Origin of the sequence: Adhaeribacter aquaticus DSM 16391 (assembly GCF_000473365.1) — a bacterium.
GTDB lineage: Bacteria > Bacteroidota > Bacteroidia > Cytophagales > Hymenobacteraceae > Adhaeribacter > Adhaeribacter aquaticus.
In genome coordinates, this window is sequence record NZ_KI421517.1 from 1,035,106 (window position 1) to 1,059,496 (window position 24,391).

General features: G+C 40.4%; 20 protein-coding genes and 1 tRNA gene. 8 read left to right on the forward strand and 13 right to left on the reverse strand.

Features of this window, described 5'->3' with window-relative positions; all coding sequences use genetic code 11:
* Positions 1-144: 144 nt before the first annotated feature.
* Positions 145-219 (forward strand) — tRNA-Val (locus ADHAQ_RS0106475).
* Positions 220-1,021: 802 nt separating this feature from the next.
* Here the strand turns inward: ADHAQ_RS0106475 and ADHAQ_RS0106480 are convergent.
* Positions 1,022-1,894 carry a sterol desaturase family protein gene (locus ADHAQ_RS0106480; protein WP_026462247.1) on the reverse strand — a complete coding sequence of 291 codons (873 nt, stop codon included), beginning with the start codon at positions 1,892-1,894 and terminating at the stop codon, positions 1,022-1,024.
* Between the two features lie 11 nt (positions 1,895-1,905).
* Complete coding sequence (locus tag ADHAQ_RS0106485) at positions 1,906-2,412, reverse strand: rhodanese-like domain-containing protein (protein ID WP_026462248.1); 507 nt, start codon at positions 2,410-2,412, stop codon at positions 1,906-1,908.
* 300 nt (positions 2,413-2,712) lie between these two features.
* On the opposite strand from ADHAQ_RS0106485, the gene ADHAQ_RS24740 reads away from it, so the two are divergent.
* The 4 genes from ADHAQ_RS24740 (at position 2,713) to ADHAQ_RS0106505 (ending at position 8,883) form a co-directional block, all read left to right on the forward strand.
* Positions 2,713-5,382, forward strand: a complete 2,670-nt coding sequence (locus tag ADHAQ_RS24740; protein WP_245590582.1) for a penicillin-binding protein 1A — start codon at positions 2,713-2,715, stop codon at positions 5,380-5,382.
* Positions 5,383-5,452: 70 nt separating this feature from the next.
* Positions 5,453-6,061, forward strand: coding sequence for a hypothetical protein (locus ADHAQ_RS0106495; RefSeq protein WP_026462249.1), 609 nt, complete (start codon positions 5,453-5,455; stop codon positions 6,059-6,061).
* Positions 6,062-6,484: 423 nt separating this feature from the next.
* Complete coding sequence (gene chrA, locus ADHAQ_RS0106500) at positions 6,485-7,825, forward strand: chromate efflux transporter (RefSeq protein WP_026462250.1); 1,341 nt, start codon at positions 6,485-6,487, stop codon at positions 7,823-7,825.
* A gap of 32 nt (positions 7,826-7,857) precedes the next feature.
* On the forward strand, positions 7,858-8,883 hold the full coding sequence (locus tag ADHAQ_RS0106505) for a DUF1259 domain-containing protein (RefSeq protein ID WP_026462251.1): 1,026 nt from the start codon (positions 7,858-7,860) through the stop codon (positions 8,881-8,883).
* A gap of 588 nt (positions 8,884-9,471) precedes the next feature.
* On the opposite strand, the gene ADHAQ_RS0106515 is transcribed toward ADHAQ_RS0106505, so the two are convergent.
* The 3 genes from ADHAQ_RS0106515 to ADHAQ_RS27120 form a co-directional block, all read right to left on the reverse strand.
* The gene (locus tag ADHAQ_RS0106515) at positions 9,472-9,846 is read right to left on the reverse strand and encodes a hypothetical protein (protein WP_026462252.1); all 375 of its coding nucleotides are present in this window, start codon (positions 9,844-9,846) and stop codon (positions 9,472-9,474) included.
* A gap of 187 nt (positions 9,847-10,033) precedes the next feature.
* Positions 10,034-10,261: a helix-turn-helix transcriptional regulator gene (locus ADHAQ_RS0106520; RefSeq protein WP_034256629.1), complete on the reverse strand. Its 228-nt coding sequence runs from the start codon at positions 10,259-10,261 to the stop codon at positions 10,034-10,036.
* A gap of 94 nt (positions 10,262-10,355) precedes the next feature.
* Complete coding sequence (locus ADHAQ_RS27120) at positions 10,356-11,462, reverse strand: T9SS type A sorting domain-containing protein (RefSeq protein ID WP_051359756.1); 1,107 nt, start codon at positions 11,460-11,462, stop codon at positions 10,356-10,358.
* A 364-nt stretch (positions 11,463-11,826) separates the two neighbouring features.
* On the opposite strand from ADHAQ_RS27120, the gene ADHAQ_RS0106530 reads away from it, so the two are divergent.
* Both ADHAQ_RS0106530 and ADHAQ_RS0106540 read left to right on the forward strand, forming a co-directional pair.
* Positions 11,827-12,027: a hypothetical protein gene (locus ADHAQ_RS0106530; RefSeq protein WP_026462254.1), complete on the forward strand. Its 201-nt coding sequence runs from the start codon at positions 11,827-11,829 to the stop codon at positions 12,025-12,027.
* A 652-nt stretch (positions 12,028-12,679) separates the two neighbouring features.
* The gene (locus tag ADHAQ_RS0106540; protein ID WP_026462256.1) at positions 12,680-13,081 is read left to right on the forward strand and encodes a hypothetical protein; all 402 of its coding nucleotides are present in this window, start codon (positions 12,680-12,682) and stop codon (positions 13,079-13,081) included.
* A gap of 72 nt (positions 13,082-13,153) precedes the next feature.
* Here the strand turns inward: ADHAQ_RS0106540 and ADHAQ_RS0106545 are convergent, their stop codons facing one another.
* The 7 genes from ADHAQ_RS0106545 to truA all read right to left on the reverse strand — a co-directional run bounded on the left by ADHAQ_RS0106545 (position 13,154) and on the right by truA (position 22,826).
* A complete protein-coding gene (locus ADHAQ_RS0106545) occupies positions 13,154-14,500 on the reverse strand; it encodes a vanadium-dependent haloperoxidase (RefSeq protein ID WP_026462257.1) in 1,347 nt (448 codons plus the stop codon).
* A gap of 2 nt (positions 14,501-14,502) precedes the next feature.
* Positions 14,503-17,844 carry a VCBS repeat-containing protein gene (locus tag ADHAQ_RS0106550; protein WP_026462258.1) on the reverse strand — a complete coding sequence of 1,114 codons (3,342 nt, stop codon included), beginning with the start codon at positions 17,842-17,844 and terminating at the stop codon, positions 14,503-14,505.
* 489 nt (positions 17,845-18,333) lie between these two features.
* Positions 18,334-18,474, reverse strand: a complete 141-nt coding sequence (locus tag ADHAQ_RS27995; protein ID WP_157433358.1) for a hypothetical protein — start codon at positions 18,472-18,474, stop codon at positions 18,334-18,336.
* A 199-nt stretch (positions 18,475-18,673) separates the two neighbouring features.
* A complete protein-coding gene (locus ADHAQ_RS0106560; protein WP_026462259.1) occupies positions 18,674-19,306 on the reverse strand; it encodes a response regulator transcription factor in 633 nt (210 codons plus the stop codon).
* Between the two features lie 168 nt (positions 19,307-19,474).
* A complete protein-coding gene (locus tag ADHAQ_RS0106565; protein ID WP_026462260.1) occupies positions 19,475-19,972 on the reverse strand; it encodes a GyrI-like domain-containing protein in 498 nt (165 codons plus the stop codon).
* 124 nt (positions 19,973-20,096) lie between these two features.
* Positions 20,097-21,854 carry an ABC transporter ATP-binding protein gene (locus tag ADHAQ_RS0106570; RefSeq protein WP_026462261.1) on the reverse strand — a complete coding sequence of 586 codons (1,758 nt, stop codon included), beginning with the start codon at positions 21,852-21,854 and terminating at the stop codon, positions 20,097-20,099.
* Between the two features lie 180 nt (positions 21,855-22,034).
* Positions 22,035-22,826 carry a tRNA pseudouridine(38-40) synthase TruA gene (gene truA / locus ADHAQ_RS24750; RefSeq protein WP_051359757.1) on the reverse strand — a complete coding sequence of 264 codons (792 nt, stop codon included), beginning with the start codon at positions 22,824-22,826 and terminating at the stop codon, positions 22,035-22,037.
* A 167-nt stretch (positions 22,827-22,993) separates the two neighbouring features.
* Here truA and ADHAQ_RS0106580 point away from each other — a divergent pair, with 167 nt between their 5' ends.
* Positions 22,994-23,497, forward strand: coding sequence for a DUF4293 domain-containing protein (locus ADHAQ_RS0106580; RefSeq protein ID WP_026462262.1), 504 nt, complete (start codon positions 22,994-22,996; stop codon positions 23,495-23,497).
* Between the two features lie 82 nt (positions 23,498-23,579).
* Here ADHAQ_RS0106580 and ADHAQ_RS0106585 read toward each other — a convergent pair whose 3' ends face one another.
* Complete coding sequence (locus tag ADHAQ_RS0106585; protein WP_084523771.1) at positions 23,580-24,347, reverse strand: proline and serine-rich protein 1 family protein; 768 nt, start codon at positions 24,345-24,347, stop codon at positions 23,580-23,582.
* Positions 24,348-24,391: the final 44 nt, after the last annotated feature.

A 24,391-nucleotide genomic window follows, 5' to 3' on the forward strand; every position in this document is an offset into this window, starting at 1 on the left:
AAGCCGGAAGATCGCCAAGATTTAGATAATGCCCATCAAGATTTTTTTTTACTTTTTTTTGCAAAAACATTTGCACATTCAAAAAAAAAGCCGACATTTGCATCACCAAAACGATAACAACAGGTTATCAGAAAGTAAAAAAAAGGGGTGTTAGCTCAGCTGGTTCAGAGCACCTGCCTTACAAGCAGGGGGTCACTGGTTCGAATCCAGTACGCCCCACACTAATAAAAAAGCACTTATATCGACATACTGATGTAAGTGCTTTTTTTATTTATACACAATTGCCCATATCCCCTTCCCCAATAACCTAAATCCAATCTATATCTTAGCTTTATAAAGTTTGAAGGTTTGAAATGGATTATGTCTCAATCACCGTTACCAGACAAGTCTAAGGCTTAGGCTATAGGGAACCAACAATAATAACATCATTTGCCGTTGGACATGGTTACAGAACCGAATTGCTGATAAGTTTGATGTTGAATCTGTAAATTTGACAAAATCATTTATCCGTTGAAAGCTGAAAAAGCACATGACCTTTCAATAAGTCGGAAAAATTGAAGAGCAGTATAATTTGGCTGAGCCTGACTCAAATAAACTAGCTTCTGCATTGCAAACTAGCCTGAATCAAAGTTATCTTATAGTAGTAATTACCAACATTTACAAGAGCCCTATATTAGGCAATTTATCAGAAGACTAAAGATGAATTGTTTGAGCTGGTTAAGGAGTGATAGGCAAATCGATCATTTCTTAAAACTTTTTTTTTGCATCGCATTACCGAAGCTTATAAATGCATTTAACTATTAACCGAATTAAATAAAAAAAGGGTTAATGCGAAATTGCTATAAGCTACAGCGCCTGTCATTAATTCAGTAACTTCAGTTGTATTATTCAAATTCATTTTACGCAAACTAAACTTGCGATACAAAAAGCGGAGGTTGTCGATATTATAAAATCTAAGGAGGATATTTATTTATAGGATGCAATGAAGGTACAGCTTAATGAAAAAAAGTTTAGGCTATTATTAATTGGTTTTTCTCTTGAAAGGAAAAGCTTGTTGCTGTAAAAAAGAACCCGGATATTTTTCCACTTCATCAAAACCCAATTCAATATCCCGACCATCTTCAGGAATATAAGCTGTTTTGAAAATATAGTCCCAGATACTTAGGCTAATGCCATAATTGGCGCCGTAACGGTGCGGCATTTGTTTGGCGTGGTGCCAGATGTGCATCTGCGGATTATTAATTAAATAGCGCAAGGGGCCTAATGGCACCCGAAAATTGGAATGGTTAAAATGCCCGATAGCAGTAGCAAAAATGTGAACCAGGAAGAAGTCCTGGATGCCAAAGCCAATCATAGCAAGCGGGATGTATTCAAGGGTACGGTATACCATCGTTTCCATCCAGTGAAACCGCAGGTGTGCGGCAAACCCCATTTGCTGTACGGAGTGGTGTACTTTATGAAATTCCCACAAAAATTCTACACGGTGCAATAAACGGTGTACGTTCCATTGAATAAAATCGCGAACCAGAAATAAGGTCAGGAGCTGGCCCCCAACCGGCCAGGTATTTATTTCAAAAGCCACAATATTCTTCAAGCCAAAAAGAGCCAGGAAATCATTAAAAGCCTGCACCCCAATGTTAGAAAAAGCATTAAAACCTACCAGTGAAAACAAAAAGAAATTAAAAAACATGTAAAAGCCATCGAGCCAGAAATCCTGCCGGATTTTAGCTTGGTGCTGGCGCCAAGGCGTAATTATTTCCAATGACCAGAATAATAGCGACAAACCTAATAACCAATAGAAGTAGTTGCCCCATGAGGGGTATAATAACTCGTTCAGTAAATAGCTGCCGTAGTCAGAAAACGACTTTAAGAATATATTCCAGTACTTTTCCATCTCTCCATTATCTAGAAAACCTTTGTTCCTTTGTGCAGCCACTTGCCCCAGCTTCTGGAATAAGTATGTACTTCTGTGGTAGGTTCCAGTTGTTTTTTATAAACCGGCTGGTCTTGGTTTACCCACTCAAAGATGCTACCGTACAAATTCCGGACATTAGTGAAGCCAGCTTTTAAAAGTCTTTCGCCCACTTTTTCGCTTCTATAACCCACCGAACAATATACTATTATAAGAGTTTGTTTTGGCAGACTTTGTATCCGGCTCAGACTAAAATCTTTGTAACCAACCCACCTTGCTCCTTTAATGTGGCTTACCTCATATTCTGCTCTTTCCCGAGTGTCCAGGAAAACGGCTTCAGCAGTTAATTGTGCAGCTTCAGATACGGTTATGAGTGGAACCGTTTTCCGGTACATAACCTCCAGCATCTTTTTATAGTGCGGGTTTATTGTTTGTGCAAAAAGCTCATGTATTGAAAACACCATGTATATAACAATCAGTATTTTAACTAAATTTTTCATGATGACAATTTAGATTTTCTAAAGCGATCTGCTAAGGTATTACCATTGCTTTTAATAATGTATATTATTAGCAAGGTTAAGTAACCAATTAAAATACGTTATTCAGAAGCCCGGAGGAATACCATCCAAAGAATATTTAAGGATAAAGTAGTTATTAGTTAGATTAAAAACTTTCCGGAAGTAAAACCTGCTTGGAAGTGGTTTAAAGAATAAGGTTGGATGTGCTTCGCCCTTAATAATGATATTTGTAACGAAGCCTTGTCCCGATAGTATACTAGTAAAAATAATTAAGTTTTGCCGTTGAAAATAATTTTACATCGTTTGTGGCACACGCTGCTGGCTCTACTGAAGTTCTGCTGGAAATACATCGCTCAGCCTTTGTATACCTTTGGCAAACGCAAAAGTGTAGCCTATTACCAATTACATAAACACCGCTTAACTGCTCCATATTGGCAGCACAAATACCGGCAAGTACAAACTTATAACTGGCGCAAAGCCAAAGTCTCGGATTTTTCCTTTTTCTTTAAAGGCGTACTTCGGCTAAGCCTGATCTTTGTTTTAGTTTTTTTTCTCTTCTACCTGGCCACTTATATTGGATTCTTCGGGAGCCTTCCTTCCCGCAATGATTTAAAAGCCCGGCAAAACAATACGGCCTCGGAAGTTTATTCCGCCGACAGCGTTTTACTGGGCCGCTACTACATTCAGGACCGAACCAACGTAAAGTACCAGGACATAGCCCCGCATGCCGTTGAGGCGTTGATTGCCACGGAAGATGCCCGGTTTTACGAACATGCCGGCGTAGACCACAGGAGTTTGCTGCGGGTATTCTTTAAGTCCATTTTGTTCCAGAAAGAAAGTTCTGGTGGCGGAAGTACTTTAAGTCAGCAGTTAGCCAAAAACCTGTACCCTCGAAAGCATTACTGGTTTTTTAGTACCCCCATCAATAAATTCCGGGAGTTTATTATAGCCCGACGCTTAGAAAAGGTATATTCCAAGCAAGAAATCTTGGAACTCTATCTGAATACCGTGCCCATGGGTGGCGATTTGTACGGGATAGAACGGGCCTCCCGCCGGTTTTTTAATACTTCCGCCGATTCGCTTAAAATAGAAGAAGCTGCCGTGTTAATCGGGATGCTAAAAGCCACTACCACCTATAATCCCCGGCTGAACCTGGAAAAGTCCCGGACCCGTCGCAATGTGGTCCTGAACCAGATGGTAAAATATGGCTACCTCTCCCCAGAAAAAGCCTCCACACTTAAAGAAAAGCCTATAAGGTTGGAGTACCGCTACCAAACCCACAATGATGGGCTGGCACCATACTTCCGGGAACAACTGCGTCTGGAACTGGTAAAATGGTGCGCGGATCAAAAGAAGCCGGATGGCACATCCTATAACCTTTATACCGATGGCTTAAGAATTTACACTACCCTAGACTCCAAAATGCAACAGCTGGCCGAGCAGGCCGTCCGGAGAAGAATAGCCCGTTTGCAAAACCAATTTGATGCGCACTGGCGCGGGCGTACTCCTTGGGGCAGTAACCAGGAAGTCATTAAAACAGCTATGCGAGCCTCTGATCGCTACAAGAAGTTAAAAGCGGCAGGCTTATCAGAAGGCGAAATAGAAACAGAGTTTGCGGAGCCGGTTTCCATGCAGGTTTTTAGCTGGAACAAGAGTAGCAAAAAAGAAATGAGTCCTTTGGATTCCATTCGCTATTACCAGAAATTCCTGAATGCCGGACTAATTGCCATTGAGCCTTATACTGGTTTTGTGAAAGCCTGGGTGGGCGGTATTAACCACCATGTCTTTAAATACGACCACGTGCGTTCTAAGCGCCAGGTTGGCTCCACCTTTAAACCGATTGTGTATGCGGCTGCCCTGGAGCAAGGTATGGACCCTTGCACCCCCTTCCCTAATCAGCGCATGACGTATGCTAATTATGATAACTGGTCTCCCCGGAATGCCGATGGGAAATACGGTGGCGAATACACTATGCGCGATGCCCTGGCCCATTCGGTAAATACAGTTTCCGCCCAGATAATCATGAAGGCAGGGATAGAACCAACTGTTTCGCTGGCGCACCGGTTGGGTATAAAAAGTACGTTACCCAAGGTGCCCGCTTTAGCTTTAGGTACGGCTAATTTATCTTTATTCGAAATGGTGCAGGCGTACATGACGCTCGCTAATTTCGGTTACCGGTTAAATCCCACCTACATCACCAAAATTGTCAATAATAAAGGCGAGGCTATTAGGCAGTTTTCTCCGGATATGAACCCCAAACAGGTATTGGCTCCAGAACACGCGGCTACTATTGTGCATTTACTTAAAGGCGTAGTAGACGAAGGATCAGCCCGAAGGTTACGGTCGGAGTTTGGGCTGGCCATGGATATTGCCGGGAAAACTGGTACGACCCAAAACCATTCGGATGGCTGGTTTATAGGCATTACCCCCGGACTGGTTACCGGTGTTTGGGTAGGAGCTGAGAACCCGCTGGTTAGATTCCGGACCCTTAACCTGGGGCAGGGCTCTAATACCGCTTTGCCGATTTGGGGAGAGTTTATCAGTAAAGTGGTGCGTACTCCTAAGTTTGCTAGTTACCGATACACCCGGTTCCGTCCTTTACCGCCGGATGTGGAGGCAAAATTAACCTGTAATTCTTTCCTGGAACCGGAACCACAAGTGGTGCAAGCCTCTTTCCTGGATAGATTATTAAACCATTTACCCGGCAGAGGCAACCACCGGGAAGAAGATCGGGGCTGGGGAGCCCGCCGCGACCGTGACCGTTACGAACGGGAGGAAAAAGACCGGTGGAAGGAAGAAGAAAAGTGGCAGGAAGAGCGGGAAAAGAAACAGGAAGAAGAAAATAAAAAAAAATGGGAGGACGACCGAAAATGGCGGGAAGAGCGCGGTAAAAAGCTGGAGGAACGTTTGAAAAAGTGGAGGAAGGAAGGCCGTAAATGGCGCGATAATTAAAGCGGAAAAGTTGTGGTATGAACTTTGATTTACTTAAAGAAACAAACTAAAAAAAGCCATGCGTAGCAAGATGATCAAAATTATCCCGTTTATAATCGGCTCCGGCTTGTACTTATCCCTGGTATCAACGGCTATTGCCCAAGGTAAAGGCAATGATAAAAAAGACGAAAGGGATAAATGGGAAAAAGAATATAAAGAGGATAAGGATAAGAGAGAAAAAGAGTACAAAGATCGGTATAAAGACGATGAACGTTATAAAAATACCGGACCTTATACCAATAGGGAAAAACGGGATAGAGATGATGATAAGGACTACGACCGGGACCGGGATTATGACCGCAACGGCCGACGCCGCAATGGCGGTTTAGGTGGTGTGTTGGGACGGGTGATTTTTCCGCCGGTGGGTTCGCCGGGGCCAAGACAATTAGCAGGTGTTCCCAAAGGGCACTACCCACCGCCGGGTGAATGCCGGGTGTGGTATCCGAACCGTCCGCCTGGCCAGCAACCCCCGCCAACCAGTTGCCACAACCTACGGGGCGTTCGGTTAGAGCCAGGAGCTTTTGTTTTACACGGCGACCGGGCCTATGATGCCGATTATGACTGGCGGGAAGAAGAACGCCGTCGGCCAGGTTCAGTAGGGCGCGATATTCTGGATATTCTTTTTCCTCCCCGCCGTTAATTTAAGTTTGGAAATTAGTAGTAATCACCAATTGAGCGGCTTCTTAAGTGTCATCTGACCTTAGGAAGCTGTTTTTCTAGTTATATAAAATATTCCTCTTCACGAAGTACTCAGATGAGGGCGCATTAACAAAGTGGCAGGATTGAAAGAATCAAATGTTTTGAATGCACCTAGTATAAAACAGGTGGGGAAAGCTAATCCGATAGAAACGTCTAACATAACAGTCCTTTTATTACTTCACCGGCTTTACCGACCGGAGTCACTTTATCCGCATTTTCAAAAAGCATACGGGGCAGAATTCATCAGATTACAAAAAAGAACTGACAAAAAGTAAAAAGATTACAAAAGGTTAAGAACATTCTATATTACCCTAAGTATTACCTTTAGTATTGTACCTAGTAAGTACTTTAATAACAAATTACTATGGGTGAATTAACTTCTGCCGAAACAAGTATTGCCAAACCCAGCTTCAAAGAGGCCTTTTATTTTTGGTTAAAGCTAGGCTTCATCAGTTTTGGGGGGCCAGCCGGGCAAATTGGTATCATGCATACCTTTCTGGTAGATCAGAAAAAGTGGATTTCGGACCGCAAATTTTTGCATGCCTTAAATTACTGCATGCTTTTACCCGGTCCCGAAGCCCAACAGCTGGCCATATACATTGGCTGGTTATTGCACGGCACCATTGGCGGGATAGTAGCTGGTAGTTTGTTTGTTTTACCTTCTGTTTTCATTTTAACGGGGCTAAGCACTATTTACGTGATGTTCGGTAAAATTCCTTGGGTGTACGCCTTATTTTATGGACTAAAACCAGCGGTAGTTGCCATCGTGATTCTGGCCTTGATTAAAATTAGCAAAAAGTCCCTGTTAAGCATTTTTCATGTGGCCATGGCCATTCTTTCCTTTATCGGCATATTCTTTCTTGATATTCCTTTCCCATATATTATACTGGGGGCAATTCTAATCGGTTGGCTGGCCCGTAAGTTCACTCCCAGCCTTTTTAAAGAAAATAAATCAGCTGAGGATATAGCCAAAAATGAAAGCGGATATTACCTTAATATGGATACAGAAATACCCGGCACCGGCTTTCATGCCTTTCGGTTACTAAAGCAAATTTTGGTAATAGCCGCGCTTTGGCTTTTACCCTTCTTACTTTTTTCGGCTAGTCAGGGGGCAGACTTCTGGAAAAAGCTTACCCTGTTTTTTACCAAAGCAGCCTTTGTTACCGTGGGGGGAGCGTATGCGGTTTTACCTTATGTTGCTCAGGTAGCCGTAGAAGATTTTAACTGGCTCACCAAGTTAGAAATGATAGATGGTTTAGCCTTAGGTGAAACGACTCCGGGCCCTCTCATTATGGTACTGGCCTTTGTGGGATTTTTGGCTGGTTATCATCATTTTGGCGGGTCGGTTTTAACGGGTGCTTTGGGGCTGTTTACGACTACCTATTATACCTTTTTGCCTTGCTTCCTTTTTATCCTGGCTGGTGCGCCAATTATTGAGAAAACGCAGAGCAATAAAAGCATCAAAGCCATTTTAAGCGTTGTAACAGCAGCTGTAGTAGGTGTGGTTTTAAACCTGACGGTCTACTTTGCTCAGGCCGTAATTTTTCCGAACCGTCTGGCCATAGCCGGCATCGATTATTTTAGTTTAGCCTGGATAATTATATCTTTTGTAGCCATGTACCGGTTTAAAATAGGCATGATTACCTGGATAGGAATAAGTGCTTTGGCTGGCCTAATCCATTATTTAGTTACGCAGGTACTTTAAATAAATTTACTTTAGATTTATTGAGAACTTCTATGAAAAAGAATATTAACCGCCGTCAGGCCTTACGTGCTGGTGCATTAATCGGAGCGGCCTCTATTATAGGGTTGCCGGAATTAAAAGCAGCTCCAGTTAAAGGAAAAACGCCGCCACTTTCTGCTGCCGAAATTTCTGCAATTGAATCAGGTTTAGGTAAAAAAGGCACGTATAAAGAGGCGGAAGCTACCCACACCACTCCTTTGCCACGCAACGATTTAAAAATAAAAGTTAAAGGTGAACCGGTGCCCATTCCTTTTGGTTTCGGGGGTTGGGTATCTATTAAGAAAACTGTGGATGGCAAAACAGCCATGCTCATGAGTGATACTGTTTTGTTGCAGGAAGAAGTAAACCCACTTATTTCGGCTGCTCAGGCGAATGGATTGGAAATTGGCGCTATTCATAATCATTTCTTTTATGAGGAACCCCGCATATTTTATATGCACTTGCACGGGATGGGTACCCCGGCCGAACTGGCTAAAAAGTTTGCGGCTACCATCAGTCAAAGTAAACTATCCCCAGCCAACCAGCCGCCAACTCCGGCTCCAAACCCATCCGCGCAAAGTGGAAATACTTCCCCTGGCACCGCTGCGGCACCTACTGGTAAAGAAAATTTTGATATTCCGGCCTTAGATGCCATTGTAAAACACTCAGGCGTGGTAAACGGACCAACATATAAATATACAATTGGCCGTGATGATTTAACGGTAATGGCCATGGGAACCGAAATGACAGCCTCAATTGGTTTAAATTCCTGGGCTTCCTTTGCCGGCAACAAAGAGAAAGCGCATATTGCCGGGGACATTGCCATGTTGGAAGCGGAGGTAAACCAGGTTATTGCGGCACTACGTCGGAATAACCTGGAAGTAGTAGCGCTTCACCACCACATGCTGGGTGATGACCCCCACATGATATTTTTGCATTACTACGGGCAAGGAACCGCAACTACTCTGGCGCAAGGGTTCCGGGCGGCGTTGAATGAATTAGGCAAGCATGGCAAAGGTATCAATCATATGAAGCATTAAGTTTATGAATTAATTCTCATGAGCATCCGAGATAAACCAAATTGCCTATCCTTGATTTCATCCACTAGTTTACTGCCCCAGCGACTCAGGTTTAGATAGGATTAAAAGCGGAATTATTTATTTGGCAAATGCCATAGAGTCCTTATACAAGGAAACCCCGGGAGCTGGCTTTTAATGCAGTAGACCTTGCCGAAACTGTAAGGGCCAACATTTAGTTAGTCCAGCTGAATAGTATCTGAAGGCTCAAATTAACCTCACTCGATACTCCAATACCTTCCACAGAAAAGAGGCTGCCCTTTAAAGAAAGCCTCTTTTTATTAATTTGAAATCAGTAAACTTAAATTTTACCTATACCATTTTATTGGACGCTTGTTGTAAAATCTAGTTCTATATCGGTTTCGCCAGTAGCAACATTATTATATTTAATTCCAGGTTGGTGTTTCAAACCACTTTTAGTTTACCGGTACTGGCTGCACCTATAGTAATTTTGGTTTTTAAGCCAGCTAGCAGATTGTTTTTATCAGTAATAGAAACAAAAAAAGCCGGTAATTAACCGGCTTTTGTTTTATATAGAAACAGCGTATGCTATTACTTAGCAGCTAACAGGCTCTGAAGTGAATGGGCAGCCGCATAAGTAGTAAAAGCCTGCTTTTGCCCCTCTGTCAGCATTCCTGCTATAGCAGCTTTATAAGCAGCTTCTAACTGAGCTAGTCTTTCCGGCTGCTGATCGGCTGCTGTAGTTTGTTTTACTTGTTGTACGGCCGCTAAATAAGCGCCTGTTAATTTCTTAATCTGGATATACTCAAACTCATTGAACCGGATAGATTCCTGCATCTGCCGAACCTGCACACGGGCAGCCTGCTCGATAGAAACCTGTAACTGATGCTGACCGGTTAAGCTATGGGCAAATCCTGTTACTGTTACTACTATGGTTAGGGCTAGTGTGATGAGACTGCTTTTCATATCCTTTTTGTTTTTATGTATACCCAAAGATACGCTACCTAATATAGCCCGTTACTATATTTCGTTTAACCTATGCCTTAACCAGACAAACTACCTCCACCAGGCGATAAACCTTCTCCACGCTCCCTTAAACCTGGTTTAACTTACTTAAAACCGCCTCTTACAGGTTTTAAAGAACAGGAACTAATTATGTTAAAGAATTCAAATCTTCTTTCGACTTGAACTGCCCTTCAAATACATAGCCAAAAGCTTCTGCAATTTTATTTAGGGTGTCTAATGGCAGACTATACTTTCCCGATTCCCAGCGCGTATATGCTGATTTATGAATACCAAGTCGTTCACAAGCTTGCTCCTGCGTCAGACCGGCCTTGTTTCTTGCTGCTACAATAGCATCACGCATTTCTTTTAGAGTCATGAGTCTATTATTTAAGGTTTATAGTTAATAGCTTATTTCAATTTTAATATTTGCCTCAATTTTTAATAAGGCCCCATCTACTCAACTATTGCTTTTAATTTTTTAGAAATCGTTTGGTCTGATTCAGGTCCTGGCCTTGTACCAGTACCAGGTAAGCACCCGAGGTTAAAGCCTGTATATCTAAAGTAGTTACCTGACCAGCTTCTACTGCTTGCTGACTTAGGATAGTACCCGTTAAAGAAGCTATTTTAACCTGATAGCTGCCAGAAGCAAAAGCGGAAAGATCTACCTGTAAAGCGGCTGAAGCCGGATTAGGATATACTTTAACTAAACCAGTAACGGATGAATTTGTTTTCACGGCTATTACTTTGCTGTATTCAGCAGCACCGTTAAAGTCTACCTGGCGTAAGCGGTAGTAGTATGTAGCCGAAGCTATAACTTTATCGGTAAAGCTGTAGGTCTGCTGCAGTTTAGTTGTGCCTTTACCTGCTACTTGGCCTATCTGGCTGAAAGTTTTACCATCGGTGCTGCGCTCTACCTGGAAATAGCTGTTGTTCTCTTCTGTAGCGGTAACCCATATCAGTTCTACTACCTGCCCCTGATTGGCACCTGTAAAAGAAGCTAAGGTTACTGGTAAAGCAGTTAATGATCCATCTTCTTCTTCCCCACTACAACCACTTGGATAATCAAATTTGAAAGAACCTATGGTAAGAGCAGATTTAGCTTCTACCTGGATAGAAGAAAGTTTATTAAAATCATCCCGCTTAAGCGTATAATAAAAAACATCTGACTGACCATTAGAAAGCCCCTCAGAACTAAAACCCTTCCTTTTACTAGGATCAAAATTAAACTGGATGCCGTAAAATGGGTTATTAGTTCCGTTTTCAACAACATATTCAAATTCAGTTTTGCTATTACTGGGACTAATGGCCTTAGCACCTGCAGGCAAAGAAAAATTTACATTACTTAAGGCACTTAAACACTTAGAGTTCACTTGCACTTGGAAACTTAAGGTAACTGTTTTATCGGAGATATTCTCCTTATAGCCATAATATGTAATGGTGTAGCAGCCATTTTCTTGCTTGCACCAGGCAGAAGCTGTACTGGGAGAAAGAAAAAGCACCAGCAAAGTAAAAACAAAAAAACTTTTGATTACGTAAGATGCGGCAGGAAGAATCTGAGAGGAGTAAAATTGTTTCACTGGATATCGGGTTATTTTGGTGCCCGAAAATTGATATTATTCCAACGTTTTTTTATACTTTTTAGTTAAACAGTCCTAATTACTCGGTGAATCATACCAACCTAATATCATGTTTCGTTGAACATGCCTTTTTACTCGATGAATACCTTCTTTTACCAGATTAAAATATTTATGTTTTTTATTAGTTTAAGTATATAAATTCAGTATATTACGCCCATTTAGTACCAAAAGAAATTATTTAGTTTTCTAATCCTATTTCATATTGAAGAAGATCTATATTTGAGCTTCAAATTTTCCCAATCTATATGTAGGAAATTTTTTATTAATAAATTCAAGAACCTTCAGAAACAGAAATTTAATATCAATGACTGAAAAAATGCAATTTGAGTCGTTATTAGCTGATTCCGGCTATGCTATTGCAGGTAGCATTAATGATAAGGTGGCCATTCATGAAGCGTTACTAATTCTGGATTTTAAATTGGATAGTGAAGGTAGCTTTTCTGAAATTTTGAAATATATGGCCTTAAAAGAACTCCTGTTAAACCGGCTACAAGAAATGGAATAGGTCTTAGCTTTAGCAATAAACCAGCTGGTTCCTTTTGAAGTTTTTAGAATTTCAGATTATTTTTTTCCGCACAACATCTCCTCAAAAGCTAGATTAAAAATTTCTTACTTTCCATTCCTCGAAGCATTCCTAGTGCCTATGAGTGTTCCTATATGAAATTACTAACTATCCTCCTCTTATTAGAATATATTACTCCTGATTAGGCATTAGCCTTGATGGGACCTAAAGTAAAAAGCTTATATCTGCAAAACGCAACAGGTAAATTCAATACAGGACAATTTTATTTTATAATAAGAAAAAATTAGCAGTGAACTTTCAGACTTCCGTTACTTAATAAAATTTTTTCTTCAAATAACTTTTGCAACAGGTTAAACTCTTTACCTAAAAAATATGAAGCGGTTAATTAAATAGTTGAGGAAAGTTTATTAAATTAAAATATTAGCATGCATGGCTAATAATCTACCATAAAAGTAACTTTTTAACTAACTTATAACTTACTTTAAAACTCTTTACGTATAACAACTTTGCAGATATTATATTTCCGTTTAATATACTTAAACAGGTGCTGCTGCAAAAGAATCGGGTAATAGGCAACCGCCTAAACCTTGTATAAGTTTTTAAGGTATGAGCATACAGTTTTACAACAAAAAACATGGCCGCTAATTTAGAACAGATTGGAACTCGCCTCCAGTTTTTTATGAAAATAAAAGGCATGGATATCTTTGCTTTGGGTGAGTATACCAATACCTCCGCAATATTAATTTCTAATATTATTGCTGGTAAAAACTATAGTATGGATGAGTTACTAGAAGTACTCAAAAATATTCCAGAACTCAATTCTCATTGGGTCATTTACGGCGAAGGCAATATCTTTAAGGATGACAAAGCGCCAGTAGCTGCAGATCCAATTACAATGGCAAAAAACCGGTTAAAGCACCTGCAGGAAATGCAACAACTCTTGGAAAAGCTGGATGCCATTGAGAAAGTAAAGAAAAACAAAAACCAGATAGATGAATTACGCAATCGCATCACCGAATTGACTAAAAAGTTATAACATTACTCCGCAATAAACAATAAAGGCAAACTTTTTTGAAGTTTGCCTTTATTGTTTAAAATTAGGATCAGGTTAGTACTGCTTTGCAGCGACTATAGCCGGTTTAGCTTTCTCTTCTACTTTAGTAAGCACCCACTCTCCTACCTCTAATCCTTGCTTCCGGCCATTATTGATAGCATCCATGTAATGAATACCTCCATAAAACCGGGAAATGCCTGCTTCAATGGCCGCCTGCTGAAAAGAACTAAAGCTACGGGCAGGTAAGCCAAAGCGCACTTCAACTGTATCCTGATATTTAAAATTGTCGCCAAAATAATGCGTTAAAATTACAGCAGAGGCTGAAGATATGGTCGAATGACCACTTAAATACTCTGGAAAAGGAGGCGTTTGCAGTAAGGGCTTATAATCAGGATTAATGTATTGCCGGATAGCTGTTTCCGGACGAATACGATTACTTCGAAACTTTTCATCCCAACAAGAAATAAAGCCATCCATCAGGGAAACAGCCACCATGGTATGAATCTTCATGGCTTTAGCGAAATCTACATTTTCTTGTTTACAGGCTATTCCGGTTATACCTAACCAATGTGCTCCCGGTGATATTTTCTTCAAGCCTACCATTAAATGCCCATTATCTTGTAAGGCGAAAGGGTTACAATCCCAGAAAGCAGCAATTTCCTGGTGTTCTTTTGGCAGGTTTACCCCTTCTTCATAACTAGCCTGCAGTAACTTAAAGAATTCCGAATTTTTATCCTTTGAAAAAGCTACCGGTGCTTCCGGCTTAAATTGTGCACAAGTATCTAAGGTAAACGATCGGACTGTATTAAAATAAGGCTCTACCGGTGCAAAAAAACCGGGCGGGGTTGGGTACCAATCGCCTTCTTTTTGCGAGGGTGTATAGCGCGGATAATTACTGATCCGGTTGTACTTATCGGCTTTGGCATAAGCCAATATTTGTTTACTAACATCCTGCGCATAAACAAGAGAGGCTTGCATTACCTCTTCCGAAAAACCTTTTTGTTTGAGCGAGTCCAGAAACCGTTGTTCATACTTCTCAAACAAGGCACCTGAAGGCTGCATTTTTTTTGCTGTTTCCATCATGGCCAGCAACGCGCTAAGCTGGTAATAATACGCTTTATTTATTTGTGGCTTTTGTATATTTGGATATCGGTTTAAAAGGCCGTGCATACTTTTAGCTGTACTATCATTCTGCACCACCACCTCATAACCAGCCAGGCAAGCATAAGCGAAAAAGCGGGAGGCTAATGGAGGATTGGTAACATCATTCACCATTAAATCAGTCATTTTAGCTAAGACTTGGCTTATTTGGATACTGGAAAATTCTGGTTGCTTTTGCGCTTCTTTTTTACAACCTACCAGCACCTGCACCAACAAAATAAAAAATAAAAATCTCTTCACCACTATAGCCTTTTATAAGCTTTTATTCCTTGTTGATTAATTCCAAACAATAACTGATCATTAATATTTAGAACACTGCGTACATCTCCCTGCAACTTAAATCCGGATTTAGCCTGGGGAACATATTTGAATCCGCCCCTTCCATCTCCTTCCAAAAGCACACCATAATTAGCATCATACTTTCCAAACCTTAACCTGGCTTGATTCATGTTACCGCCCAGAAATAAATCTTGTTTTCCATCGTGATTATAATCCAAGGTAGTTATGGCATAAACCGGAGAAACTTGTGCTTCTAGGGGCAATGCTTTTTCCCTAAATTTGCCAGTCGTATTCCCTTCAAAATAAGTTGTTTGCAAGCTATTAGCTGACAATCTTACAGCTCCATTAAGTTCCTCTGGGGTAAAAATTTCTTTAAGGGTGGCATCGGCATAGCTGGCATAATCCGGGAACCGGGTACGCATCATGCTTATCTGATCAAACAATTCGTCGCGGGTAACATACGGGTAGCTTTTGCCCTGCATGTAAAAACATAAAATAGGATCTATAGAGCCATTATCGTCAAAATCTTTATAAAAAAGTTCTGCTGGTCTTTTATCCGAAGCTTTGCATTGGGAGTTTAACCCCAGGTTACCAATAACTATATCCGTTCGCTTATCCTGATTGAAGTCACCTAAATATATTTTATTCCACCAGCCACTATATGTTTTATTAAAATAAGCATTGGTGTTATTGGTAAGCTTTCCGTTAGTATTAGAAAAAACTGTAACTGGCATCCATTCGCCTACTAAAATAAGTTCTGCTTTAGCATCACCATTCAAATCGTGCCAGGCTGCATCTGTTACCATACCAACCCGTTGTAAAGCAGGAGCCACATTGGCCGTCATATCTTTAAAATGACCTGCGCCATCGTTTAAAAGCACATAGCTTCTGGGCGCTTCCGGATAACGGCCCGGTACTACTCTTCCTCCAACAAAAAGATCATTAAAGCCATCCTGATTGATATCACTGGCCCGCACACAACTTTTGCTTACCAGCATAGTTGGTAACGATCCCTCACTCTTTGTAAAATTACCCTTCCCATCACCTATATAAAGGCGATCCTGCAGCCTGGCATCTTCGGGCATAAAATTATGATACCCGCCACTGGCTACATATAAATCCAGCTTTTTATCATTATTAACATCCAGGAAAATAGCATCAGCATCCACGCATTTAGCATCGGCGGCAAAAGCCGGGTTAGCTTTTAAAGTAAATTTGCCCCCTTTACTCTGCAAGAAAAACGCTCCCGGTTGTCCTTCATCGCCACCTACATATACATCTTCTAAACCATCGCCATTTACATCTGCCTTTACTAAACACGGCCCCGGAAACGACATAGGATTTACCATTAAAGGCTGCCGCTTAAAATCATTGATAGTATTCTTCTGCTCTACAAACTTAATGGGCGAAGTTACCTCCTGATATACCGGTTTAGTTTTAGGAGCCGGTTTATAAATGGTATTTGCACCCTTTTCCTGCAAAACTAAAATTTGGTTAGCTTTTACATTACGTAATACTTGTTGTTTTCCCGTAACCCAAATAACCTTTACCGAATCTGCTGTTGCCTCCTGACCTAAACCAAAATGCAGCACCGGCGACACCCCCGATTGAAAGCCCCGACTAGGAGTTTGCTCCAGGTACTGTTGTTTCCCATTGGCATATATCATTACTTTTGCTCCTACACCGCCTGTATTCTTGCCGTTCCCAGTTAATTTTACCTGTAGGTAATGATGCTTTAGTTGTTCGTTACTTTTATTCTGATAAATAAAAGCTGGCTCATTGATGTTATTTGTTACAATATCTAAATCGCCATCGTTATCTAAATCGGCATAGGCGGCGCCATTACTGTTAGAGGGAATATTAAACCCCCAATCTTGGCCTTTATTCGTAAAAGTTAAATTTCCATTGTTCTTAAATATGTAGTTATTTACATTAGAAGCAGGAATATTATTTACCAGGTTCATTACTTTTTCTGCTGTCATCTGCCCATTCATATTTTGCAGATATGAACTCTTGAACTTAATAAAGTCCATGTTGGTAAAATCACGAAGAAAACCATTGGAAACAAAAACGTCTTTCCAGCCATCGTTATCATAATCAGCCACTAAGGGCGCCCAGCTCCAGTCGGTGTTAGAAATTCCGGCTAATTGCCCAATTTCGCTAAAAGTACCGTTGCCGTTATTTACCTGCAGCATGTTGCGCATGTATTGGTTGTGGAGCCCAACCCGAAGCAGCAGGTTAAAGTGTTCGTAATTATCCGGAGAGAACAGCAGCTTTTGCCGTTTATTAGTCTCCGGTAGCATATCCAGTGTAAAAATATCCGGCAGGGCATCATTATTAATATCTGATACATCGTTACCCATTGAATAAATGGGAATATGACCAATGCTTTGCTTTAATTGGTCGGTAAAAGTGCCGTTTTTATTATTAATATATAGAAAATCAGGGGCGGAATAATCATTAGAAATATAAATATCCGGCCAGCCGTCCTGGTTAAAATCGGCTACTCCTGCACCTAAGCCATACGAAAGAGGTGATTTGTTAAATCCAGCCTTATCAGAAACATCTGTAAACTTTCCATCCTGGTTCTGAAAAAGCTTAAGGCGCATTTTTGGATCGGATTTTTTTAGCAACTCTTTAAAAGAAACATCATCCAACCCGTGGAATAATTCCGGATTATGATTAAGCAAAAACAAATCTAAATCATTATCCCGGTCATAATCCCAAAATGTAGCATTAGTACTATAAGAAATATCAGCCAATCCTAATTCTTTAGCCTGATCAACAAACTTAATCTGACCATCTACCACACCCTGATTAATAAATAATTGATTGGTCAGGCTTTCATCGGGCATATTTCCGGAGTAGCATTGGTATATATCTAACAACCCGTCGCCATTAACATCGGCCATGGTAGTACCGGTTTTCCAGGAATAACCTTTACCTGCAACGCCGGCAGCTTCAGTAATATCCTGGAACTGCATATTCCCTTTGTTCAGGTACAACCGATTGGGCACCATGTTACCAGAAAAATAAAGATCCTGCAATCCATCATTATTTATATCCCCAACGGCTACGCCACCACCATTATAAAAATACTGGTAGGTTAAAACGTTTGCTGTCGGAAACTCCTTCAATGAGTTAGTAAAATGAACGTTTGTTTGAGCAGGCGGTAATAAAGTAAATAAGGTAGTAACTGGAGCCTCTTCTGCGGATTGTTCTTTTGCTGATTCTTTTTTCTGACAACTAAAAAAGATAAAAATAGCTACTGCTAACAAGAGCAGGTTATTTAACTTTAGAAACATTTTATAAAAATAGAAACTTATAAAAATAAGTATTATCTATGAAAGATACCTAAAGTTCCTATTAATTTCTTCCTGAGCTACCACAAATAAGCTTAAACTAATTTGCTAATTCCCAACGGCGTGTCTGTGAGAGCGTAAGCAGGAATGGAATACTGTTACTAACATAAGTACTGTTCCACCTTAGAAAAAGAAGACTTTGAGGATGAAGATTAATCTTTCCAGAAAAGCTGTTAGGGACGATTTGTTTTTGCTAATTAAGCACACGTGCGGAGGCCCTATAATGAAGGGACAAGAAAATTAGAGGAAGGCAATTAGAAGAGGAATAAAAGAACAGCCTTGGTATATCATATACCAGGCCTGTTCTTTAAATTTTACTTTTTACTTTCTACCGGCAATTTACGAGAACGCAAGTAAATAAAGGATTCGCCCACCTTTACCACCTGATTAAGTATGCCAAACAGCTTCTAGTAAATAGTATAAGTGCTGTAATTAGAATGCTAATTCTTTCGATTCTTGCTGAGGCTCAGTCGGCACTTTAGTATTTTTATTTGCCGCTTTAGCCTTCATTTGCTCTTTCCGCATTTTCTTCTCGGTAGAAATGAAGCTTAAAAATGTACCTTTTGTTTTCATATTATTACAATTTAAACAGTTAGCCTAAACAAGGACGTATTTAGTGGATTTTTGTTCCTTGAATAGTTAAATTTAATAGTAGTAAATTTAAATAAAAGGTTTTGTTAAGTCAACCTACATATTTGGGTAGGTATTTGAAATATTTAATTAATACTTAGATAATTATAAAATACCCTTTTTAGCTTAATAAGCTAAACTATTAATTAACAAGAAGGTCCTTCTTTAAAACTTTAGCAATAACTTCTGACTTGCTATTAACTTGTAACTTTTTATAGATGTTCCGGAGATGAAATCTGACAGTATCCAGAGAAAGACAAAGCTGAGCGGCAATCATTTTGTAGCTTAACCCTTGTGTTAAGCAAGTTATAATTTCCTTTTCCCTACTAGTTAGATCATAATTTTGCTCGGCAACCGGATTTTGTAAAAAATCAACCATTTTTCGGGCTATAAACGGCGACATATAAGCCCCTCCTAAAGAAATACCTGTTAGTACCTTTCTAACATCGGCAAAAGAAGTAGTAGTTTGTAAAAATGCCAAAGCTCCGGCCCGAAAGACATCTATAATAACATTGGTTTCTTCTTCATCGGCTAGAACTATTACGGCAGCTTCCGGAAAACATCTTTTTAAGGTTGCAACCTGAAGCGGTATGGTATTTTTAACAGACGTATACAGCAGAATGTAAAAATCAGATCTTGTTTTAGTTGATAATTTAATAAATTGGTCAACAGAGGATGTGGCCACGGAGCAAACAAGATCATCCTGAGCATTAAGATACTTTTTTAGCTCCTGTCTATAAGCTGCTTTTTCTTCTATTATTCCAATATTAAGCATGCTATAAGACTTTAATAAAATAGGCAGATTTAAATATAAAACAGGAAATTTTCCTGTCAGAGTTTAATTATATAGCATAATTATATAATCCCCAAATTTGAAGGTTAAAATTTTAATTAAATCTTAATAAAGCTAGTAAATAGCAGGAGATAAAATAGAATAATAGACTTAGGGTAAAATCTCTACCTGCAGCGTTGCCTGATTATCAGGACCGAAAAATTCTAAAAACTCATCTTTCGTTTTCAGCTTATTCTCCTGAATATATTCAAACAAAGCCGGATAAAGCTTATTGGGCGCTAATATAAAATGGGCTTTTACACTAGCCTGCACAATTTTTTTGGTTTCAGGTAAATAGCGCAGACTATAGCCAGCTGGTAAAGTCTGGGTAGTATCGCTTACTAGCACGCCTACAAAGGCTTTTATACTATCTTCCCGTTTTTCCGGATTATTGTAATAAATATTGGCCATGGTATTGGGCAACTTTTTTGCTTCCACCAGCCGGACAGTTTCCTGAAATAGCCGACCTAACTCATTACTATTGGCAGGCCCAGCATACTCTTTACCGGCCACCATTCTTTTCTGAGAGGTTTTTATTTGTATTGCGGGCTTGTTCAATCCTCCTAAATAGGCATAGCATCCAATTGCTACCACCGTCAGGACCAACATAATTATTAGAAATTTTCTACTCACTTAATTTAAAATTTATCCTTTGTTTCTTTTCAAGAATTTAAAATCAGGCTTCACAATTCCAGCCTATACATTTACCCCACTATCAGGTGCGGCCATAGAGTTAAATAAACTGCATCTGATAAAGCTGAGCATAATACCCTTCGTGTCGTAGTAATTCTTCGTGGGTGCCAGCTTCTTTGATCTCTCCTCTATCTAACACAATAATTTTATCGGCTTTCTGAATAGTAGATAATCGGTGCGCTATCACAACAGACGTTCGGCCCTGCATCAATTTATCAATGGCGTAGCGAATTAGCTCTTCTGTCTCGGTATCAACGGAGGAGGTTGCTTCGTCAAGAATAATGATTTTAGGATCATAAACCATCGCCCGTACAAAAGAAATAAGCTGCCGCTGCCCTACAGACAAGGTAGCCCCGCGCTCCATCACCTTGTAATCTAGCCCTTCGGGCAACCGTTCAATAAATTTACGGGCACCTACCAGGTCAGCAGCTTCCCATATTTGCTCCCGGGTAATTTTAGGATTTCCCAAGGTTATATTATCAGCAATAGACCCTGAGAATAAAAATACATCCTGCAATACCACTCCAATATGGCTGCGCAAAACATCCAAGTCAAAATCTTTTAAGTCTACCCCATCAACCTTGATTAACCCTTTATTAATTTCATAAAATCGACTTAACAAATTAATGATAGATGTTTTCCCGGCACCGGTAGCCCCTACAAAAGCAACTGTCTGACCGGCTTTTACATTAAATGAAATATCCCGTAACACATACTCTTCATCGTTATAAGCAAACCAAACCCGCTCAAAAGTCACATCACCCTTTATTGTATCGGGCGCATGGGTTCCTGTATCCGAAATTAATTCCTGGCTATCTAATAGTTTGATAATCCGTTCTGTACTTACAACGCCTAGTTGCAAAGTATTAAAGCGATCGGCTATCTGCCGGATTGGCCTGAAGAACATAGATATGTACATGATAAATGCAATCAGAGTACCTAAGGTAACTTGTTCATCTATTACACCTCGGGCACCATACCAAACCAATAAACCAGTACCCGTAGCGCCAATAACTTCAGCTACCGGAAAGTAAATAGAATAATACAACACTCCCCGAATTTGCGCCTGGGTATGTTCCGCATTTATTTTCTGAAATTTCTTTTCTTCCCGTTCTTCATTGTTAAATATCTGCACAATGTTCATCCCGGTAATATGCTCCTGCACAAAGGCATTGAGGTTAGCTACTGCCGTACGCACTTCCTGAAAGGAAGACTTTACTTTTTCTTTAAAGATGTAGGTACTAACAAATAACAGCGGAAAGGTAGCCAGGCTTACCAGCGTTAATTTCCAGTCGAGGTACAGCATATACCCCAGAATAAACACCAGTTGCAGCACATCGCCGGACATGGCCGCCAACCCTTCACTAAATACATCCGACAGCTGCTCTACATCCGATACATTTCGGGTTACCAGGGTACCAATAGGTGTCCGGTCGTAAAATTTAAGACGAAGTCTGAGAATATGTTTGTATAATAATATCCGGATATCACGTACAATGTGCTGCCCCAGCCAACCAGAGTAGTAAGTGTGTAAATATTGTACCAAGGCATGCACAATAAGCGAAACGGCAAGCCAGATAAACATTTTGTTCAGGCCCGCCATATCGCCTTCCATAATGTCATTATCCACGGTATACTGAATCAGGAAAGGGCGAATGGCCGCTAGTATAGCCGAAGCAATAGTAAGAAATATTATAAAGTAAAATATACGTTTATGAGGAAGTACAAAAGCATACAACCGCTTCAGCGTCTGCAAATCAAAAACCTGACCTGTTTTCTTTCCCGTCGATTGTTCCAAGAGCTTAATCTTTTAATCTGAAAATAGTCGGAACCAAATATGTTGGTTAGGAACTATGGTGGTAAAACTACTAAGTAAGTAGTAAGTTTGTTTTAATAAATTATAAGTTTTTCCACTTGGCGCACTTACCGCAGAAAAGTTTTTACAGATTTATTTCTACTGGTTAAAGGTTCCGAGTGCTTATTCCTCAGTAGCAGCTGCTTTGGTTTGCTCAAACTTTTCCTGCTGTTGTTCAAAATAACCTTCCGGATATGTTACCTGGGTTAAATATAAACCAGTTGCCGGAGCGGCTCCGCTGGCCTGCTTTCGGTCCTGGGCAGCAATTTTATTCTTAAAATCATCCATCGATATTTTACCAGTACCTACATCCAGTAAGGTGCCTACCACCAGGCGCACCATGCCCCGCAAAAACCGATTGGCTTTTATGGTGAATAGTAAATTTTCCCCTTCCTGTTGCCAATTAGCCTCCAGCATCTGACACCGGTAATGCAAGGTATCTCCTTTTACTTTGGAAAAAGTGGTAAAATCTTCAAATTGTAATAACGAAGCAGCGGCCTTATTTAGCTTATCTACATCTACCTGACGATTTAAATAATATGCATATCGCTGCAGAAAAGGATTTTTTACCTGCGTTATCCGATACTCATAGGTCCGGGCGATGGCATCAAAACGGGCATGGGCTTCCGGTCCAACCTGATATAACTTTTTCGCACTAATATCGTCTGGCAATAACCGGTTCAGACGGTGACAAAAAGCATTATTTTGCAACTCTTGTGCTATCTCAAAATGCACAAACTGCTGCCCGGCATGTACGCCGGTATCTGTACGTCCGCTACCAACGGTTTCAATGGGCTGACGCAGAATAGTTGAAAGGGATTTATTTAAAACTTCCTGCACCGTACGAGCATTTGGCTGCATTTGCCAGCCGTGGTAATCGGTGCCGTCGTAAGCAATTTCCAAAAAATAGCGCATAACTAATGCAAAGATACAACTTCTAAGCAACTGCCTTCGCAAAAAGGTAAAAAGCCGGATCAGAACCCACTTTTGGAATTTTCGTACCGAAATTTTAGGTTGTGCCAGAAGTTTTTCTTTTAAAGCAGTTTCTCTACTTTTGCACCGTTAATTATTCCAGAAATATTATGATACAAAGAATTCAAAGTGTATTCCTATTGATATTGGTCATTGCCATGATTAGTGTTCTGTTTTTACCGTTATGGGCTAAAACTAATCCCCAAACAGGTGAGGAAGTAGTACTAAGAGCTTTCTCTCTGGCAGCAGAACCCCTTGCTGTTACGGATAGTGCTACTGCGGTAGCTACCAGCTCTATTAATACCAATACAATGGTTATTGGTGCTTTAGCTATTTTAGTAGCCCTGGTAGCTCTTTATGAAATATTCCAGTATAAAAACCGCTTCACCCAAATAAAATTAGGTTTATTGAACACCTTATTATTAGCAGCACTCTTAGGTACTATTTTCTATTACTCTTCTTACATAGGTGATGAATTAATCAAAACTGACACTCCTGGCAAGTACCAGGCCGGCTTCTATTTACCTATATTAGGGCTTATTGTTAATTCGCTGGCCAACCGGTTTATTAAGCGGGATGAAGATTTAGTTCGTTCGGTTGATCGGTTACGATAGTTTTATAAATTAAAATTTCTAAAAAATATAAAAAAAGGTCCCTGCTATTAACTAGCGGGGACCTTTTTTTATGCTGATTGAATTAATATTCCCGGTTTACTTCACTTACAAATCTTTGTAGTTCTCTCGCATAAGAGTCATAAGTAAAAGCATCGTACACCAGGTAAAAATTACGGCGGTCATGAACCCGGTTATAAGCCATTTTAGCCAGCTCCAGTTTATTTTTATCAAAGCTAAATATTCTCAAAATTCTGCTCAGGTCTTCCGCATAAATAGTAGCTTCGCTTAATACCTGCCTTACAATAGGCATCTTGCCATCATCAAAAGGTTTACTTTCCAAGGTCCGTAGTAATCGGTCTACTTCGCCCGCCCGCATTACCTCTGCCCGATAGTTGCCACGTTCGTAACGGTCATCATACCTGTCGTCATACCCACCTGGTCTTGGATCACGAGGCACTGGTACCGGATAGGGATCCCGGGCAACAGGAGGAGGTGGCGGCACCATTCCGCCATTGATAGGATACAGCCCTACTTTGTTAAGGAATACCCGGGGTCTGCGACCAGTAATTTGAACCATAAAATCAGTTTGAAAACCAGGCTCCAGAAATATACGGGTACGATGCACCAGCGCCCCAAACCGGTCCGGGAACCGTATTTCTGCCTCGTGGTATCCGGCTGGAATATCCTGTAAAATAATCCGGTCCGTTACCCGCGGATTGATTAATCTACCGTCAAAAATTATTTGGAAAGGTTCCCCCCGACGGGAAGCAAACGTAACATCTGCCCGAATGGCTAAGGCTTGCTGGGTCCATAGAAACATTCCGAAGAATAAGACCACTAAAGATTTCATGCTATTTAAAATTAAAAGTGTAAAGCTTATGGCATATAGCTTTT